At 60.9% G+C, this 17,733-nt stretch carries 18 protein-coding genes; 11 read left to right on the top strand and 7 right to left on the bottom strand.

All coding sequences use genetic code 11. The annotated features are described in order from the left end of the window. The 5 genes from QZ653_RS01850 to QZ653_RS01870 form a co-directional block, all read left to right on the top strand. Positions 1–1,203 (top strand): NADH-quinone oxidoreductase subunit M (locus QZ653_RS01850; RefSeq protein WP_296417268.1); only part of this gene is annotated, 1,203 nt, incomplete at its 5' end. 12 nt (positions 1,204–1,215) lie between these two features. Then, on the top strand, positions 1,216–2,658 hold the full coding sequence (gene nuoN, locus QZ653_RS01855) for an NADH-quinone oxidoreductase subunit NuoN (protein WP_296417269.1): 1,443 nt from the start codon (positions 1,216–1,218) through the stop codon (positions 2,656–2,658). Further along, entirely contained in the window at positions 2,648–3,403 is a 756-nt protein-coding gene (locus QZ653_RS01860; RefSeq protein WP_296417270.1) for a biotin--[acetyl-CoA-carboxylase] ligase, read from the top strand. The genes nuoN and QZ653_RS01860 overlap by 11 nt, the downstream gene beginning before the upstream one ends. Positions 3,404–3,414: 11 nt before the next feature. Further along, positions 3,415–4,188 (top strand): type III pantothenate kinase, encoded by a 774-nt coding sequence (locus QZ653_RS01865; protein WP_296417271.1) that lies wholly within the window; start codon positions 3,415–3,417, stop codon positions 4,186–4,188. Positions 4,189–4,192: 4 nt separating this feature from the next. After that, entirely contained in the window at positions 4,193–5,860 is a 1,668-nt protein-coding gene (locus QZ653_RS01870) for a ribonuclease J (protein WP_296417272.1), read from the top strand. Positions 5,861–5,927: 67 nt separating this feature from the next. On the opposite strand, the gene QZ653_RS01875 is transcribed toward QZ653_RS01870, so the two are convergent. The 5 genes from QZ653_RS01875 to QZ653_RS01895 form a co-directional block, all read right to left on the bottom strand. Then, positions 5,928–7,442, bottom strand: a complete 1,515-nt coding sequence (locus QZ653_RS01875; protein WP_296417273.1) for a DEAD/DEAH box helicase — start codon at positions 7,440–7,442, stop codon at positions 5,928–5,930. 211 nt (positions 7,443–7,653) lie between these two features. Next, a complete protein-coding gene (locus QZ653_RS01880; protein ID WP_296417274.1) occupies positions 7,654–8,091 on the bottom strand; it encodes a hypothetical protein in 438 nt (145 codons plus the stop codon). 96 nt (positions 8,092–8,187) lie between these two features. Continuing rightward, the gene (locus QZ653_RS01885; protein ID WP_296417275.1) at positions 8,188–9,798 is read right to left on the bottom strand and encodes a peptide chain release factor 3; all 1,611 of its coding nucleotides are present in this window, start codon (positions 9,796–9,798) and stop codon (positions 8,188–8,190) included. Positions 9,799–9,845: 47 nt separating this feature from the next. After that, entirely contained in the window at positions 9,846–10,442 is a 597-nt protein-coding gene (locus tag QZ653_RS01890) for a hypothetical protein (protein ID WP_296417276.1), read from the bottom strand. A gap of 98 nt (positions 10,443–10,540) precedes the next feature. Then, positions 10,541–11,524 (bottom strand): Hint domain-containing protein, encoded by a 984-nt coding sequence (locus QZ653_RS01895; RefSeq protein ID WP_296417277.1) that lies wholly within the window; start codon positions 11,522–11,524, stop codon positions 10,541–10,543. Between the two features lie 117 nt (positions 11,525–11,641). On the opposite strand from QZ653_RS01895, the gene QZ653_RS01900 reads away from it, so the two are divergent. Beyond that, a complete protein-coding gene (locus QZ653_RS01900) occupies positions 11,642–12,421 on the top strand; it encodes an SDR family oxidoreductase (protein WP_296417278.1) in 780 nt (259 codons plus the stop codon). 140 nt (positions 12,422–12,561) lie between these two features. Continuing rightward, a complete protein-coding gene (locus QZ653_RS01905) occupies positions 12,562–13,665 on the top strand; it encodes an ABC transporter ATP-binding protein (protein WP_296417279.1) in 1,104 nt (367 codons plus the stop codon). Here QZ653_RS01905 and QZ653_RS01910 read toward each other — a convergent pair. Next, the gene (locus QZ653_RS01910; protein WP_296417280.1) at positions 13,600–14,283 is read right to left on the bottom strand and encodes a helix-turn-helix transcriptional regulator; all 684 of its coding nucleotides are present in this window, start codon (positions 14,281–14,283) and stop codon (positions 13,600–13,602) included. The two genes, QZ653_RS01905 and QZ653_RS01910, sit on opposite strands and share 66 nt — an antisense overlap. Positions 14,284–14,479: 196 nt before the next feature. Here QZ653_RS01910 and QZ653_RS01915 point away from each other — a divergent pair, with 196 nt between their 5' ends. From QZ653_RS01915 to QZ653_RS01930, 4 genes are read left to right on the top strand one after another with little or no spacing between them, the layout of a single operon-like run. Continuing rightward, positions 14,480–14,749 (top strand): twin-arginine translocase TatA/TatE family subunit, encoded by a 270-nt coding sequence (locus tag QZ653_RS01915; protein WP_296417281.1) that lies wholly within the window; start codon positions 14,480–14,482, stop codon positions 14,747–14,749. 23 nt (positions 14,750–14,772) lie between these two features. After that, positions 14,773–15,216, top strand: a complete 444-nt coding sequence (gene tatB, locus QZ653_RS01920; RefSeq protein WP_296417282.1) for a Sec-independent protein translocase protein TatB — start codon at positions 14,773–14,775, stop codon at positions 15,214–15,216. Beyond that, positions 15,213–16,118 carry a twin-arginine translocase subunit TatC gene (tatC, locus tag QZ653_RS01925; protein ID WP_296417283.1) on the top strand — a complete coding sequence of 302 codons (906 nt, stop codon included), beginning with the start codon at positions 15,213–15,215 and terminating at the stop codon, positions 16,116–16,118. The genes tatB and tatC overlap by 4 nt, the downstream gene beginning before the upstream one ends. Next, on the top strand, positions 16,115–16,951 hold the full coding sequence (locus QZ653_RS01930) for an ATP-binding protein (protein WP_296417284.1): 837 nt from the start codon (positions 16,115–16,117) through the stop codon (positions 16,949–16,951). Before tatC ends, QZ653_RS01930 begins: the two co-directional genes overlap by 4 nt. Before the next feature lie 89 nt (positions 16,952–17,040). On the opposite strand, the gene QZ653_RS01935 is transcribed toward QZ653_RS01930, so the two are convergent. Further along, positions 17,041–17,733 (bottom strand): peptidoglycan DD-metalloendopeptidase family protein (locus QZ653_RS01935; protein WP_296417285.1); only part of this gene is annotated, 693 nt, incomplete at its 5' end.

Here is a 17,733-nt window from a genome sequence, read left to right on the forward strand (position 1 = left end):
ATGATCGCCTTCTTGCTGCTGGAAACGCTGATGTTGGGCGTGTTCCTCGCCCTTGATCTGGTGCTGTTCTATCTGTTCTTTGAGGCCGGTTTGATCCCGATGTTCCTGATCATCGGCATCTGGGGCGGCAAGGAACGGATTTACGCGTCGTTCAAGTTCTTCCTTTATACCTTCCTCGGGTCGGTTCTGATGCTGGTCGCCATGGTTGCGATGTATGCGCAGGCGGGCACCACGGATATTCCGACGCTCATGGGCTTTGCCTTCGGGACGGAGACGTTCTCGATCCTCGGTATTCAGATCGTGGGCGGCATGCAGACGCTGTTGTGGCTGGCGTTCTTTGCCTCTTTTGCGGTGAAAATGCCCATGTGGCCGGTGCACACTTGGTTGCCCGATGCCCACGTGCAGGCGCCCACGGCGGGGTCCGTGGTTCTGGCCGCGATCCTGTTGAAGATGGGCGGCTACGGCTTCTTGCGGTTCTCCCTGCCGATGTTCCCCATCGGGTCCGAGGTTATGGCCCCGCTGGTGTTGTGGCTGTCGGCCATCGCGATCGTCTACACGTCTCTGGTGGCCTTGGTGCAGCAGGACATGAAGAAATTGATCGCCTATTCTTCCGTCGCCCACATGGGCTTTGTGACCATGGGCATCTTTGCGATGAACCAACAGGGGCTGGACGGCGCGATTTTCCAGATGCTCAGCCACGGCTTCATCTCTGGTGCGTTGTTCCTGTGTGTGGGCGTGATCTATGACCGGATGCACACCCGTGAGATCGACGCTTACGGCGGTCTTGTGAACCGGATGCCAGCCTATGCGCTAATCTTCATGTTCTTCACCATGGCCAACGTGGGTCTGCCGGGCACCTCTGGTTTTGTGGGCGAATTCCTGACGCTGATGGCGGTCTTCCAGGTCAACACATGGGTCGCGGCTGTGGCTACGACCGGCGTGATCTTCTCAGCCGCTTATGCGCTGTGGCTCTACCGCCGCGTGGTCATGGGCGACCTGATCAAGGAAAGCCTGAAATCCATCACCGACATGACCCGCCGCGAAAAGGCGATCTTTGCGCCGCTGGTGGTCATGACCCTTTTGCTGGGCGTCTATCCCGCCCTTGTCACCGATATCATCGGGCCATCGGTCGCCGCTCTGGTCGGCCAGGTCGAAACCGCGCAGGCCGCCTTCGAGGCGTCCTCCATGCTGGCCCAGAACTAAGGAACCCTTGCGATGTTGTCCCAAGATCTCAACACCATCCTGCCGGAAATCGTCATTTCGCTTTATGCGATGGGCGCATTGCTGGCGGCGGTCTACACGGTGAAAGACAAGGCAGCGCCGCTGCTGGTCTGGATCACATCCGGCCTGTTTGTCGCCGTCGCGTTCTGGATCGGCACAACCGGTGAGGGCGCGACCGAAGCGTTCTCCGGCATGTTCCAAGACGATGCCTTTAGCCGTTTTGCCAAGGTCGCGATCCTTCTGTCCGCCGCCGCCGTGTTGCTGATGAGCCAGGATTACATGGCCAAGCGGGACTTGCTGCGGTTCGAATACCCGCTGCTGATCGCGCTGGCCGTGGTCGGTATGATGATGATGGTCTCAGCCGGTGATCTGATGTCCCTTTATATGGGGTTGGAACTGCAATCGCTGGCGCTTTACGTCGTAGCCTCCCTGCGCCGCGATAGCGTGAAATCCACCGAGGCGGGTCTGAAATACTTTGTGCTGGGCGCGCTGTCCTCGGGTCTGCTTCTTTACGGTGCATCGTTGACCTACGGCTTTGCGGGCACGACGTCTTTTGCGGGCATTATCGAGGCCACCGATGGCGGTGTGTCCCTTGGCCTGCTGTTCGGTCTGGTGTTCCTGAGTGCGGGTTTCGCGTTCAAAGTGTCCGCCGCACCGTTCCACATGTGGACGCCGGATGTTTACGAAGGCTCCCCCACGCCGGTCACTGCGTTCTTCGCGACGGCCCCCAAAATCGCGGCCATGGCGCTGTTCGCGCGGGTTGTGCATGACGCTTTCGGTAATTCCATCAGCGACTGGCAGCAGATTGTGGCCTTCCTGTCCGTGGTCTCCATGTTCCTGGGCGCGATTGCCGCCATCGGGCAGCGCGACATCAAACGTCTGATGGCCTATTCCTCTATCGCCCATATGGGGTTTGCCCTGATGGGTCTGGCCGCCGGTACGGCGTTCGGCGTGCAGGCGATGCTGGTTTATCTGGGCATTTACGTGGCGATGAACATCGGCACCTTTGCCTTCATCCTGTCCATGGAAAAAGACGGGATGCCGGTCACGGATATCCAGTCACTGAACATGTATTCCAAGCGTGAACCGCTGAAGGCGGTCGCGATGCTGGTGCTTCTGTTCTCACTGGCCGGTGTGCCGCCGATGCTGGGCTTCTTTGGTAAGCTGTATGTGTTGCAGGCCGCCTATGGCGCGGGCCTGGGCTGGCTGGCTGTGGCCGGTGTCATCGCGTCGGTGATCGGGGCCTTCTATTACCTGCGCATCGTGTTCTTCATGTACTTCGGCGAAGATCAGGATGAGGCGCGGTTGGACAAGGGCGACACACCCGTCCTCTGGGGATTCCTCGTGGCCTCTGCGGCGGTCATGGTTTTGGGCGTTGTGAACCTGTTCGGGATCGAACCGCTGGCCGAAGCGGCATCCCTTGCCCTTGTCAACTAAGCCTGATTGGCCGGCGGACGTCGGCCATATCCACCACGATGAGGTCACCAGCACGCTGGATGCCGCACGCCTGCGGGCGGCAGACACATTGGCCCCCACATGGATCACTGCGACCCGCCAGACCGCCAGCCGTGGCCGGCGGGGCAGGGCGTGGGTGGCACCGGTTGGCAATTTCTACGGCACGTTGATCGTCCCCTGCGCAGACCCCGAACAGGGGGCTTTGCGGTCATTCGTCGCGGCACTGGCGCTGCGCGACGCGCTTGAAGGCGTCATGGGCGCGGGGCCGAAGCTGGCCCTGAAATGGCCTAATGATGTGTTGGTCAATTCCGGCAAGATCGCGGGGATACTGCTTGAAAGCCTTACCCCCCATGGGCGTTTCGAAGGTGTGGCCGTTGGCATCGGTGTTAATCTGGTGGCGGCCCCCACCGCAGATGATGTCGAAGCGCGCGCCGTGCCGCCTGTCAGCGTCAAAGGCGAAAGCGGGGTGGATGTGACGTCGGACATGTTCCTCAGTCACTTGGCCCCGGCCTTCGCCCATTGGGACGCACAGCTTGCGACCTATGGCTTTGGGCCCGTTCGCACCGCGTGGCTGGCCCACGCCGCCAAGCTGGGCGAAACGATCACCGCGCGCCTGCCGAACGAGGACGTGACGGGACGCTTTGAAACTGTGGATGAAAACGGCTATCTGATCCTCACCACCGCCAAAGGCCCGCGCACGATCGCGGCGGCGGACGTTTATTTCTAGGGGGCAGGGCCATGCTGCTGTGCATTGATTGCGGAAACACCAATACGGTTTTTGCCTTGTGGGACGGGGACCAGTTCGTCTGTACCTTCCGCACGTCAACCGAATGGCAACGCACGGCGGATCAGTATTTCGTCTGGTGGAAGACGCTGCTGACCCATCAGGGGATCGAGGCGCAGGTCGATGACGTCATCATTTCCTCCACCGTGCCGCGCGTTGTGTTCAACCTGCGCGTCATGGCGGACCGCTATTTCAACACGCGGCCTTTGGTCGTGGGCAAACCCGATTGCCTGCTGCCACAAACGCCGCGCGTGGATGAGGGAACCCAAGTCGGTCCCGACAGGTTGGTGAACACAGCAGGTGCGTTTGACCGTCACGGCGGCGACCTGATCGTCGTGGATTTCGGCACCGCAACAACGTTTGATGTGGTGGCCCATGACGGGGCCTATGTGGGGGGCGTGATCGCGCCCGGTGTGAATCTGTCACTTGAGGCGCTGCACCAGGCGGCGGCGGCCTTGCCCCACGTTGATGTAACGAAACCGCAGGCGGTGATTGGAACGAACACCGTCGCCTGCATGCAATCGGGTGTGTTCTGGGGCTATGTAGGCCTTGTGAATGGCATCTGTGACCGGATTAAGGGCGAATACGACCGCCCCATGACCGTCGTAGGAACCGGAGGGCTGGCACCATTGTTTTCAAGTGGTTACGCCCTCTTTGATGTAATTGAAGACGATTTGACGATGCACGGACTGACCGTGATTCACGCCTTCAACAAGGACAACGAATAATTAAATGAGCAAATCCAGATTGATGTATCTCCCCCTCGGCGGAGCGGGTGAGATCGGTATGAATTGTTACGTCTACGGCTACGGCCCCGAAGACGCAGAGCGCCTGATCGTGGTCGATCTTGGCGTGACCTTCCCCGACATGGACGGCACGCCTGGCGTGGATCTGATCCTGCCCGATGTGAGCTGGCTTGAAGAACGCCGCAACCAGATTGACGGCATCTTCATCACCCACGCCCATGAAGACCACGTGGGCGCCGTGGGGCACCTGTTTGAACGTCTGGGCGCGCCGATTTATGCCCGCGCGTTTACCGCCAATATCGCGCGGCGCAAGATGTCTGAACACGGATTTTCGGAGGCGACGGTCACAACCGTGCAGCCTTGGCCTGAGACGGTGAAGGCGGGGCCGTTTACCGTGGGCTTCGTGCCGATCAGCCATTCGATCCCTGAAAGCAGCGGTCTGGTGATCGACAGCAAGGGCGGGCGGATCGTGCACACCGGTGATTTCAAGATCGACACCAACCCCGGTGTGGGTGAACCGTTCGATCATGAACTGTGGAAGTCACTGGGCAAGGACGGCGTCAAAGCGTTGGTCTGCGATTCCACCAATGTTTTCTCCACCAATGAAGGGCGCAGCGAAAGCACCGTGGGCCCCGAGATTGAGAAGTTTCTTGGCACCGCCAAAGGCATGGTCGCGGCCACCACTTTTGCGTCCAACATTGCCCGCGTGCGCACGATTGCACAGGCCGCCGATCGGGCAGGGCGATCAGTCTGCCTTTTGGGCCGGTCCATGCGCCGCATGGTCGAGGCGGCCAGTGAAGTGGGCATCCTCGACGACTTCCCCGCAACGATTTCCCCCGAAGACGTGGGCAACATCCCGCGCGAAAACGTGCTGTTGCTGGTGACGGGAAGCCAAGGCGAACGCCGTGCAGCCTCGGCGCAACTGGCCAATGGCAAATATATGGGGATCACGATGAAGGAAGGGGACACCTTCCTTTTCTCGTCCAAAACCATTCCGGGCAACGAACGCGGCGTGATCCGCATCATGAACCAGCTGTCTGAATTGGGCGTGGATGTGGTGGATGACAGTGGCGGTTTGTACCACGTGTCCGGCCACGCCAACCGCCCCGATCTTGAGGTCATGCGCGACCTGATCAAACCGCAGACCCTGATCCCTATGCATGGCGAACACCGCCATCTGCGTGAACACGTCAAGATCGCGGAGGCTGCAGGCGTGCAGGGTGTGCTGGCCGTCAACGGCATGATGATTGACCTCAGCGGGAACAAACCCAAGGTGGCCGAATATATCGAGACGGGCCGCACCTATCTGGATGGCACCGTGAAGGTCGGCCAGTTTGACGGCGTGATCCGCGACCGCATTCGCATGGCGCTGAACGGGCATGTGACGGTGACGTTGATTATGGATGAAAACGACGAACCGTTGGGCGAACCCTGGTGTGAGGTCATGGGCCTTCCGGAGGTTGGCCGCAACAACGCACCGCTGGTCGATGTGTTGGAGGAGGACCTGAACCAGTTCCTTGGCCGTGCAAACGACAAGACGCTGACCGATGACGACAAGCTCGAAAAAGAGCTGCGTCAGATCACGCGCCGTACAACGCAGGCGGAAATCGGCAAGAAGGCCGAAGTCACGGTCGTGATTTCACGGCTCAGCTAAAGGGTCTTACAGATGCAAGAAGGGCGCCCGTTGCGGCGCCCTTTTTCGTTTGAAATCAGCGGGGTGGCTACCCCATGCGTTCTTCGAAACTTTGCAGGATGAAGCTGGGCGCGTCGTCGCCCATACCCACGACCTTTGGTCCGCGATCGTGATGGTCGCGGCCTCGGCCACGGCCCCCGCGGGACCGTTTGGATTTGTCTTCGTCGTGCTTGGGCGCGTCCTGTTTCGGGGCGTCCTGTTTGGGTGCATCGGCCTTCGGGGCCTCAGCTGGCTGTTCGGCGGGCGTCGCCTCGGCCTGAGGGGCGTCTTGCGCCGGTGCGGCATCAGCTTTTGGCTCATCCGATTTGCGGCCACGGCCCCCACGGCTGCGGGTGCGCTTGGGCTTGTCTTCGCGGGGGGCCTCGTCGGCTTTGGGGGCCTCAGCCGCCGGTGCGCCGCCGGGCACGTCGATGCGCGGCACTTCCATCTCGACCAGACGTTCGATGTCTTCGAAGTTCTTTTCGTCCCGCGGCACGCAGATCATGATCGCCGTGCCCTTTTTGCCTGCGCGGCCCGTCCGGCCAATGCGGTGGACGTAGTCTTCGGCGTGGCTGGGCACGTCGTAGTTGAACACGTGGGACACGTTGGGAATGTCGAGCCCTCGTGCGGCCACGTCCGAGGCCACTAGGAACCGAAGCGATCCGTCGCGGAACCCTTCAAGCGTGCGCATGCGGTGCGATTGGTCCAGATCACCGTGAATGGGCGCGGCATCAAGGCCATATTTCTTCAAGGATTTCGCCACGATATCCACATCGACCTTACGGTTGCAGAAAATGATCCCGTTGCGGCATTCCGCGCCTTCGCTTTCGATCAAGTCCCTGAGAAGCTTGCGCTTTTCCGACCCTTCACGATCCTTGCGGGAGGCTTTGAACATCACCACACCTTGTTTGATGTTCTCGGACGTGGTGGCGGCACGGGCCACTTCGATTTTCTCAGGGTTGCTGAGGAAGGTGTTTGTGATCCGCTCAATCTCGGGCGCCATGGTGGCGGAGAAGAACAGCGTCTGACGGGTAAAGGGCGTCAAGCCAAAGATGCGTTCGATGTCGGGAATGAACCCCATATCGAGCATCCGGTCGGCCTCATCCACGACCATGATTTTCACGTCGGACAGGATCAGTTTGCCCCGTTCGAAATGGTCCAGCAGGCGGCCCGGTGTGGCGATGAGCACATCAACGCCACGGTCGATCAGCGCATCCTGTTCCTTGAACGACACGCCGCCGATCAACAGGGCCTTGGTCAGTTTGGTGTGTTTGGCATAGGCGTCGAAGTTCTCGGCCACCTGTGCGGCCAGCTCGCGCGTGGGCGCCAGCACCAAAGACCGGGGCATCCGCGCCCGTGCGCGTCCGCGTTTCAGAAGGCTGATCATCGGCAGCGTAAAGCTGGCGGTTTTGCCGGTGCCGGTCTGGGCGATGCCCAACACGTCGCGGCCTTCGAGGGCGGGGGGAATCGCGCCCGCCTGAATGGGGGTCGGCGTTTCGTAGCCGGTTTCTTCGACGGCCTTGAGGACCTTCTTGTCGAGGTTCAAATCGCTGAATTTAATCAATTTTATCCCTTACGTGGAGTTTGCAGCGCTACGGCCGCAAATCGTCACGCGGCCGGGCGGGCCGAATTGCCTGCCCTCTTGGGTGGGCCACACTTACGGTTGGGCGGGGCTAAGGTCAAGGAAACAAAGGACAACGTGTCCCCACGACGCAAAGACGCCACAGGCTTGGGATCCTATGGCGCCTCAGTCATGATGATCGGTCAGAAGGGCGCTACAGCGCGCGGGCGTTCGTCAGAACGGTCGTCTGCCATGTTTCGCTGTCAGTCACGGTTTGCAGTGCGCCGCGCAGGGTAATGCGTTCGCCTTCGACGTAGCCGGGCAGCGGATCGGCCATGGTCACCTGCAAGGACGTTCCATGTTCGGGATCACCGCAGAAGGGGCAGAACCCCATGTCGGAAATCAGGATGAATTCCTTGATGTCCGTCTCGGAATACAGGGGAACCACATAGCCGGAGATGTCGAATTGCTCGACCCCGTTTTCGATGGCGGACGGGAAGACTTTACGGACCTCGTAAGAGGTGTCGGTGATGATTTCCTCAACCTCGATCTGGTCCAGCAGCGCCCAGTTGGCATCATCGGCCCAAACAGCACCGGCAAATGTAGCCAGCGGGGCAGAGAGGGCGGCAATCGAAACACTGGTTCTGGTCATCGGGGTCTCCGTTTGTCGTCAGAAGAGACTTTAGCCGCACCGAAACGCGTCATCCAATAAAATCTTTCTGGGTCGGCGAATTGTTGCGGATTGGACTCAGCTGGCCATCATTTCCTTGGTCGCGGTCAACTGGATATCGGGGTAGTCGCGTACGACGCGGTCGATGTCCCATTGCAGGCGGGTGAGGTAAACGACATCGCCGTCGCTGTCTTGCCCGATGTGCTGTTTGTTGGCGGCCACGAATGTCTCGACCGCTTCTTTGCTGCCTGACACCCAACGCGCGGAGGTGAATTGCGATTGTTCGAACCGCACGGGCAAGCCGTATTCCATCTCGATCCGGCTGGCGAGGACTTCGAATTGCAGTTGGCCCACGACGCCCACGATAAAGCCCGACCCGAAGGTTGGTTTGAACACTTTGGCGGCCCCTTCTTCGGCAAATTGCATCAGCGCCTTTTCAAGGTGCTTGGCCTTCAACGGATCGCCCGCGCGCACGCCCTGCAGCAGTTCCGGCGCAAACGACGGGATGCCTTTGACCTGCAACGCCTCGCCTTCGGTCAGCGTGTCGCCGATGCGCAACTGGCCGTGGTTGGGGATGCCGATGATGTCACCGGCCCAAGCCTCCTCCGCCAGTTCACGATCCGAGGCGAGGAACAGCACAGGGTTCGAAATCGCCATGGGTTTCTTGGTGCGCACGTGGGTCAGCTTTTGCCCACGGGTGAAGTGGCCCGACGCCATACGCACGAAGGCCACGCGGTCGCGGTGCTTGGGGTCCATGTTGGCCTGCACCTTAAACACGAAGCCCGCGACTTTGCTTTCTTCGGGCATGATCTGGCGCGGTTCGGCCGATTGGGGCTGGGGTTCGGGGCCAAAGGCACCGATACCTTCCATCAATTCGCGCACGCCAAAGGAATTGATCGCGGAGCCGAACCAGATGGGCGTCATGGTGCCCTCAAGTACGGCCTTGGGATCAAGCGTGGGCAGGAGTTCCTTCGCCATCTCAATCTCCTCGCGGAATTGTTCCAACAGGGGGGCGGGCACGTGCGTTTCCCATGCGGGGTCATCAAGGCCGTTGATCTGGATGGATTCCGCCACGGTGTTACGGTCCGCGCGGTCCATAATATCAAGGCGGTCGCGCAGAATGTCATAACAGCCGATAAAATCGCGGCCCACGCCGATGGGCCAGCTGGCGGGCGTCACGTCAATGGCGAGGTTTTCCTGAATTTCGTCAATAATCTCAAAAGTGTCGCGGCTTTCGCGGTCCATCTTGTTACAAAAGGTCAGGATTGGCAGATCGCGCAGGCGGCAGACCTCAAACAGTTTTTGCGTTTGGCTTTCCACACCCTTGGCCCCGTCGATGACCATCACGGCAGCGTCCACCGCTGTCAGCGTGCGGTAGGTGTCCTCGGAGAAGTCGGAGTGGCCGGGGGTGTCCACGAGGTTGTAGCGCAGCGACCCTTTGGCAGAGGCGAAATCGAACGACATGGCGGAAGCGGAGACGGAGATGCCGCGGTCCTTTTCCATTTGCATGAAGTCCGACCGCGTGCGCCGCGCCTCACCCTTGGCGCGCACCTGTCCGGCCATCTGAATGGCCCCGCCAAACAGCAGGAATTTCTCTGTCAGCGTCGTCTTGCCCGCATCAGGGTGCGAGATGATCGCAAAGGTGCGGCGGCGGGCAATTTCGGCGGGAAGGTCAGGGCGATTTGTCATGGCCGCGCTATACCGGTCATGACATGCAAGGGCAATCGCGGCGCGGTCTATTCGGTTACGATGAAAGCACCATCGCCGATTTCCACGGTATTGCCGCCAATATCCACGGACCCGGTCACGAGACCAACAGCGCCGACCACATCCCCCCCACCGGTGAGAGGCGTGCCAAAGGTGCCGGACATGTCCGCATCGACGACCACCGTCCCGGTTTGGGGGCCAACCAGCGTCCCCGTCAGGTCACCATTGAACCCGACGCCAGTTGCGATGCCGGAATCGCCCAATTCTCCGTTGGTGATGTCCAGCCCGCCGGAAAAGTCTTCACCAAAATCGGTGGTAAAATTGTCGGCTCTGCCTGAAACCGTTCCGCTGGGATCGCTATAGGCAACCTCAAGCGCAAGGTCACCGATGATTGACGTGCGGTCGACGTCCGTCAATGTCACGCCGACCGCGCCGTTGAAGGTGGCGGTCCCCGATGTGGGCAGGTCCGAAAAGTTTTGAACCGGTTGCGTCGTGTCAAGAAAATTGTCCCGCTGCACGAAGAACCCGTCACGACGTTCGTCAAAGGTCGGTTCGCTTGATGATCCGCACGCGGTCAGAACAGCGGCCATCACAGAGAGGGTGAGAAGAGAGCGGGGCAGGGGCATGAGCGTAAAGATCCTTTGGTGCAACCTTTGGACGATCACACAGGTCCGCAGTGCACCGCAAGGCATTTTGGTTGAATGTCTTACAGGTCTACCAAGGCCTAGCTGGAGGATGCTTTCTTTAACAGCTGCACGATATCTGGCCGTGTGGCGAGGCTTTCGGGGACTTCGAAATCGTTGTGTGCGGCCAATGCGTGGGCATCAAGGGCCACGTCATCGGGCAGGGCGGCACGGGTGCGGCTGTCGACCAGCAGGGTTTCGGCGGCGATGCCTTCGGCATAGATGATCTGGTGGTCGTCAAAGAGGATCTGGTAATAGTCGACGAAGCCGCCGTCCTGCTGGACGACGGTATCGCCGTTGATCAGGTGGCGGACTTTTACGAGGACTTCGGACCGACCTGCGCCAAGGTGATCCTCACGCTGGTAGATGAACAGACGGTGATCGGGCGACAGGACCAGATCGCGGGTGTTAAAGAGAGCCCCTTCGCGGATGACCACAGGGGCGTAATCGCCCACGGCGCGCAGGGTGGTTTCCCCGATCCAGCGGATGGCCTGCGGGCCTGCGTCGCGGGTCAGCACGCGGTCGCCGATCTGCAGGTCCTCAATCGGGACCTGAGCACCCGAGGCCAGTGTGATGTGGGTGCCGCGGGCAAAACGCACGCAGGCCACATCCCCGAATTTCATCTGCGCCGTGTCGCGGTCGCTGCCGACAAGGCGATAATCGGTTTCGGGGTTCAGGGCGGCCAGCGGCATCAGGTAGACCTCAGCGGCGTCCTCGCCCTCAACCTCCACCAGGATCAGGGCCTCATAGGTGGCGCCGTCGGGGGCCATGAGGGTGATCGCGCAATCGAGAAACAGAAGGTTGCCAGGGGTGCCTGTGGCGCTGCCGTCAGAGATGACAAAGCCGCCGTCCTGCGCGATTTCATAGGTCAGGGCATCCCGCGGGGTGTCGGCGGCAAGGTGGTAGATGTCGTCAAGCACCAGTTCGTCCATGAACGACACGGCATCGCCTTCGGCAACGCCATCGACCACGCGGAATGCGTCGGAGGCGAAAACGGCGATGGTGGTGCGGGCGCTTTGGGACATCTGGACTAGATACTTGGAACAGGGGTGGTCATTGGCAAGACGGCTACCGTAGAAACGTGGCGAAATATGGCCCCTGCACAGGTTTTGCGAGGGCAGCGATATCGGAGGAGAGACATCATGGATATGGGCCTGAAAGGCAAGCGCGCATTGGTGTGCGCATCGTCAAAGGGATTGGGGCGCGGCTGTGCGGAGGCCTTGGCCGCCGAAGGGGTTGATCTGATCCTCAACGCACGCGGCGCCGAAGCGCTGGAGGCCACGGCCGCCGAAATCCGCGACGCTCACGGTGTGGATGTCGTGACCGTCGCGGGTGACATCACCGACGGAGACGTTCAGGCGCAGGTGATCAAGGCCGCGCAAGGCGTTGATATATTGGTCAATAACGCCGGTGGCCCGCCGCCCGGCATGTGGACAGACTGGAACCGTGACGATTTCATCGCGGCCTTTGACGCCAACATGCTGGCCCCCATCGCGCTGATCCAAGCGCTGGTGCCTGCCATGATGGACAAGGGCTGGGGCCGGGTGGTGAACATCACCTCGGCGTCCGTCAAGGCGCCCATTCCGGTGCTGGGGCTGAGCAACACCGCACGCACGGGTCTGACCGGTTTTGTGGCGGGCACATCGCGGCAGGTGGCGGGGTCCGGTGTGACCATCAACAACCTTTTGCCGGGCATCCACGCCACGGACCGCGCTGTCAGTCTGGATGAGGGCGTGATGAAGGCTCAGGGCATCACCATGGAGGAGGCCAAGGCGCAGCGCGAGGCCACGATCCCCGCCGGACGCTATGGCACCCGTGAAGAATTCGGCGCGGCCTGTGCCTTCCTGTGTTCGGACAAGGCGGGCTTTATCGTGGGGCAAAACCTGCTGCTGGACGGAGGCGCGTTGAACGCCACGATCTGACCGGATCGGGGCGAGGTCAGGGTGAGGTTGGGGTGTGACCTTGAGAGGGGGCTTTCGCGAAAAGTCCCGTCCCCTTGCCACGGTGGGACGGCATTGTTATCTGGCGATAGTATCCGATTATTTCCGTAAGGTTTATTTCTGTGGACATCCCCGCGCCGGACTTTCCGCGATTAGAAATCCGCAACCTCGCCCGCAGTTTTGCAGGCCGCAAGGTGGTGGATGACGTATCGTTGACGATCATGCCGGGACAGGTGACGTGTCTGCTGGGGCCATCGGGCTGCGGCAAATCCACCACGCTGCGGATGATCGCGGGAATTGAAACGCAGGATGCCGGCGAAATCTGGTCCGACGGGGCGCTGGTTTGCGACGCCAGCCAGCATACCCCGCCGGAGGCGCGGGGCATCGGGCTGATGTTTCAGGACTTTGCCCTGTTTCCCCACCTGACCGTGGCCGGCAATGTGGCCTACGGGTTGAAGGGCCGCGCGTCCAAGACCCGCGCACGGGTGGAGGAGTTGTTGGCCAAGGTCGGCATGTCCGCCCATATCGACCGCTATCCCCACGAATTGTCGGGCGGCGAACAACAGCGCGTGGCGCTGGCCCGTGCACTGGCACCGCGTCCGCGTATCATGTTGATGGACGAGCCGTTCAGCGGCCTTGACGACCGTCTGCGCGATGACATCCGCGACGAGACTTTGGATGTCCTGAAGGCCGAAGGCACAGCCGTTCTGCTTGTCACCCACGAGCCGGAGGAGGCGATGCGCATGGCCGATGAAATCGCCTTGATGCGCGGGGGGCGGATTATCCAGACAGGCGCGCCCTACAACATCTACAACACTCCGGTCGACAAGGATGCGGCGGCGTTTTTCAGCGATGTGAACGTGGTTCCGGCGACGGTGCAGGGGGCGCTGGCGCAAACGGCCTTTGGCCAGTTTCTGGTGCCCGGCGTGGCGGACGGGACGAAGGTGGACATTGTGATCCGGCCCCAACACCTCAAGATTGATTTCGACCGGCAGGGCAAGGGCCCCAACCCCACGATTGCAGACGGCACGCCCGCGCGGGGCACTGTCAAACGCGCGCGGTTCATGGGCGTCGAAAGCCTTGTGGAATTTACGCTTGATGATGGCAGCCAGATGTCGGCGCTGGTGCCGTCGGTGTTCTTGCCCAAACCGGGCATGGTCCTATGGCTGATGATCCGGCGCGACAAATGCTTCATCTTCCCGCGCCCTGAGACGTCGGTAATCTGACAGACGTTTGCCGACCTCGTCCACGAAAAGGCTGGGCAGCACGCGGCAGGCGGTGATCTGGTCGATCCGCAGGTCGTCGAATTTGCGGGTGGTGTCGCACCAGACAATGCAGGTCCACAGCCGTCCCCAGTATTCAAGTTGCAGGGGCCGCACGGTGCGGTCGCGGTCCATTGTCAGGCTGAGTTTCTGGCGCGCGCGGATGGCGCTGCGCATTTTTGGCAGATGTTGAAAGCCGCGTGCCGCGTCGGCAAAAGGATAGACCGCCAGAGCGCGCGGGGTGTCGCCTTCGGGCAGGACGCCGTCAAGTTTGGTGGCCAGTGATGTGGCCGCTGCGGCCAGATCGGGATCCTGCGCCTGACGCATGGCGGCCAGCCCGACATGCAGCGCCTCTAGTTCGGCCATACTGAGGTTCAGAGGGGGCAGGGTGATCGCCGCCGTCACGCGGTAGCCTGTCCCGCGCTCCCCCTCGATGGGCACACCGGAGGCGGCGAGAGTTTCCATATCGCGGTAGACCGTGCGCAGCGACACGCCCGTGGCCCGCGCCAGATCGGCGGCGCGGTGCAGATCGCCGCCGCGCAAATGGCGAATCAGGGTCATTAGTCTGTCGGCACGGCGCATTGGGCCTCCTTTGCGGGTGCAGAATTGTCAAAAACTTGTCAGTTGTCAATTTTATGACACGAATATGAGGAAACCCTTGTAAAATTGGCCGTGATCGGGCGCTTTATGCTTTTCACGGGGAGAATTTTGCTTACAACTGGCCTTCGCAATGATTTTGCGGGTGCAACATGCCCGCCTTTGGTTTCGGAGAGAGAACATGCTCAACAATATCGGCCTTCCCGGCCTTCTTCTGATCGCCGTCGTGGTTCTGGTCCTGTTTGGCCGCGGCAAAATCTCGTCTTTGATGGGCGAGGTGGGCAAAGGCATCACGGCGTTCAAGAAGGGCGTCGACGATGGCAAGAAAGAGCTTGAGGACGGCATGAACGAGGACAACATGACCGATGTGCGCGACGTGACCCCGCCAGAGCATGGCGATATTGCCCGCAGCACCGCCGATCCGGAAATGGCCGACAAGACCCGGTCGTAATCTGACCGCCGGAAGGGTGCGCCATGTTTGATCTTGGTTTTATGGAAATGCTGGTGATCGGGGTTGTGGCCCTGATCGTCGTGGGGCCCAAGGATTTGCCAGGGCTGTTCCGGTCCGTGGGGCGGTTCATGGGCAAGGCAAAGGGGATGGCGCGGGAATTTTCCAGCGCCATGAACGCCGCTGCCGATGAGGCCGGGGTGAACGAGATCAACAAGACGATCAAGGCGGCGGCGAACCCGCAGAAGTTTGGCGTCGACAAGATCCGCGAAGCCACCAAGATGGACACGTCCGGTGAGGCCGCAAAGCCCGCCACGGCGACCGACAAGCTGCGCGCGGAAATGACCGAAGAGCGCAAGGCCACAGCCGAAAAGATCAACAAGGCGATGGCCGAGAAGGCCGAGACACGCATGGCCGCCGAAAAGGCGCAGGCTGAGGCGGCCGAGGCCGCTGCGAAGGACGCGACATGAGCCAGACCGACACCCCCGACGACATCGAGGACAGCGCCGCCCCGTTGATCGAACATCTGGCGGAATTGCGCACGCGGCTGATCCGCTGCGTGGTTTATTTCCTGATCGGGATGATCATCTGTTTCACGGTCGCAACGCCGATTTTCAATTTCCTGACGGCCCCTTTGTGTTCGGTTCTGGCGGACCGGGGGCAGGACTGCGATCTGATCTTTATCTCCCCCCAAGAGGGGTTTTTCGTGGCGATCAAGGTGTCGCTGCTGGGCGGGTTCATCCTGTCGTTCCCGTTTATCGCCAACCAGATGTGGCGGTTTGTGGCGCCGGGGCTGTATCGCAATGAAAAGGGTGCGTTTTTGCCGTTTCTGGTGGCCTCGCCCTTCATGTTCTTGCTGGGCGCGTCCTTTGCGTTCTACGTCGTCACCCCGCTGGCCTATGATTTCTTCCTTGGGTTCCAGCAGTTTGGCGGTGAGGGTGAGGTTGTCGACAGCGGCATGAATGCGGCCCCCCTGTCGGTGGTGTTCCAGGGCTCTGCGCAGGAATATCTGAACCTGACGGTGAAATTTATCGTGGCCTTCGGCATGTGTTTCCAGCTGCCGGTGTTGTTGACCCTGATGGGCAAGGCCGGTCTGGTCAGCGCCGAAGGTCTGCGCAACGTGCGCAAATATGCGGTCGTGGGCATTCTGGTGCTGGCGGCCCTGGTGACGCCGCCGGACGTGATCACGCAGATCATCCTTTTTGTGGTGGTTTACGGCCTGTACGAGGTGTCGATCCAGCTGGTCAAGCGGGTGGAACGGCAACGTGAGGCCAAACTGCGGGCCGAAGGGCTGTGGTTCGAGGATGATGAAGAGGCCGAAGACTTCGAAGCGGCTGCGGATGACGCTGAGGATGACGGGGCCACCAAGTGAGCGATGAGGCCTTAGCCCGGATCGCGGCGGCGCTGGAACGACTGGCGCCGCCCCCCGCCACCGCCCCCGATTTCAGCGCCTCTGCCTACGTCTGGCACGCGGATCCAGACCGGCTGGACCCTGTGGACACCGTCAACCGTGTAGACCTGTCTTTGCTGGTGGGCATCAACCGCAGCCGCGACACGCTGCACGCCAATACGCTGCAATTTGCCAAAGGGCTGCCCGCCAACAACGCCTTGTTGTGGGGTGCCCGCGGGATGGGAAAATCGAGCCTTGTCAAAGCGATCCACGGCGATGTTCATGCATCGCATGACGGCCTGAAAATCGTCGAGGTCCAACGCGAGGACCTGCCCAGTATTGGCCGTTGTCTGGCGTTGCTGCGAGGCCGTGCGGAGCGGTTTATCCTGTTCTGTGATGACCTGAGCTTTGGTCATGACGATGCGCATTATAAATCGTTGAAGGCGGTTCTGGACGGCGGGATCGAGGGACGGCCCGAGAATGTGGTTCTTTATGCCACGTCAAACCGTCGTCACCTGATGCCCCGAGATATGATCGAAAACGAAAAGCAATCGGGCATTAATCCGTCCGAAGCGGTCGAAGAAAAGGTGTCCCTGTCGGACCGGTTCGGGCTTTGGCTGGGGTTCCATCCCTGCACCCAAGACGAATACCTTGAGATGATCCGGGGGTATTGCGACGCCTACGGGATTGCGATTTCAGATGAGGATTTGCGGGCGGAGGCCATTGAATGGCAGGCCACACGCGGATCCCGGTCGGGGCGCGTGGCCTGGCAGTATTTCATCGATCTGGCCGGTCGGCGCGGCGTGGCGGTTTAGGCAAATATCATCTGACTTTATCGGTCTAAAAAAATTAGCTAATTTTCTTAGACCGGTTCAGAAGTGCGTAAGAGCCATTTCTGATCTTGCTAGGGCAGATAATCGGCAGGGTCGACGCTTTCCAGACCATCACGGACTTCAAAATGCAAAAAGCTGGGGCTGCCTGCAGCGACCTTGGCGATGGACTGGCCTTGGGTGACGCTGTCGTCTTTGGCCACGCTCAGGTCATCCACGTTCACATAGACCGTCAGGATATTGCCTGTGTGGCGCACCACAACGATCTGCGCGCCGTTGGTGTTTTGCGTGATCGCGGCCACCGTGCCTGCGGCCGCGGCTTTGACGGATGTGCCTGCAGGCACGCCGATATCAATGCCTTCGTTGCGGCCAGGATTATAGGCGCGGATGATGTCGCCTTGCACGGGGTAGATGAAAGGCGCGCTGGTCGCAGGCGTGGATGGCCGGCCGATGTCCGGCGCGGGCACGGGGGCTTCGACGGCGGGCGCTTGCGGAGTGGCATCGACGCTGGGCAGCGGGGCCACTGCGCTGGGCGGGGTCGGTGTGTTGGACCCTTGGCCGGGGGCCGCTGTGGCAGGACGGCTGGGCGGGGTTGCGCCGGCCACGGGGATCAACAGCTGCTGGCCTTCGCGGATCGTAAGATCCGACCCCAGCCCGTTCCATTCCGCCAGTGCCGCCACAGGCACATCGTAAAGACGCGCGATCTGGAAGGCCGTTTCGCCACGGGCCACGCGGTGCAATCCGGGTTCCTGCCCCGTTTGCGGCGC

It is taken from the genome of Pseudooctadecabacter sp., assembly GCF_020627745.1.
Taxonomy (GTDB): Bacteria; Pseudomonadota; Alphaproteobacteria; order Rhodobacterales; family Rhodobacteraceae; genus Octadecabacter.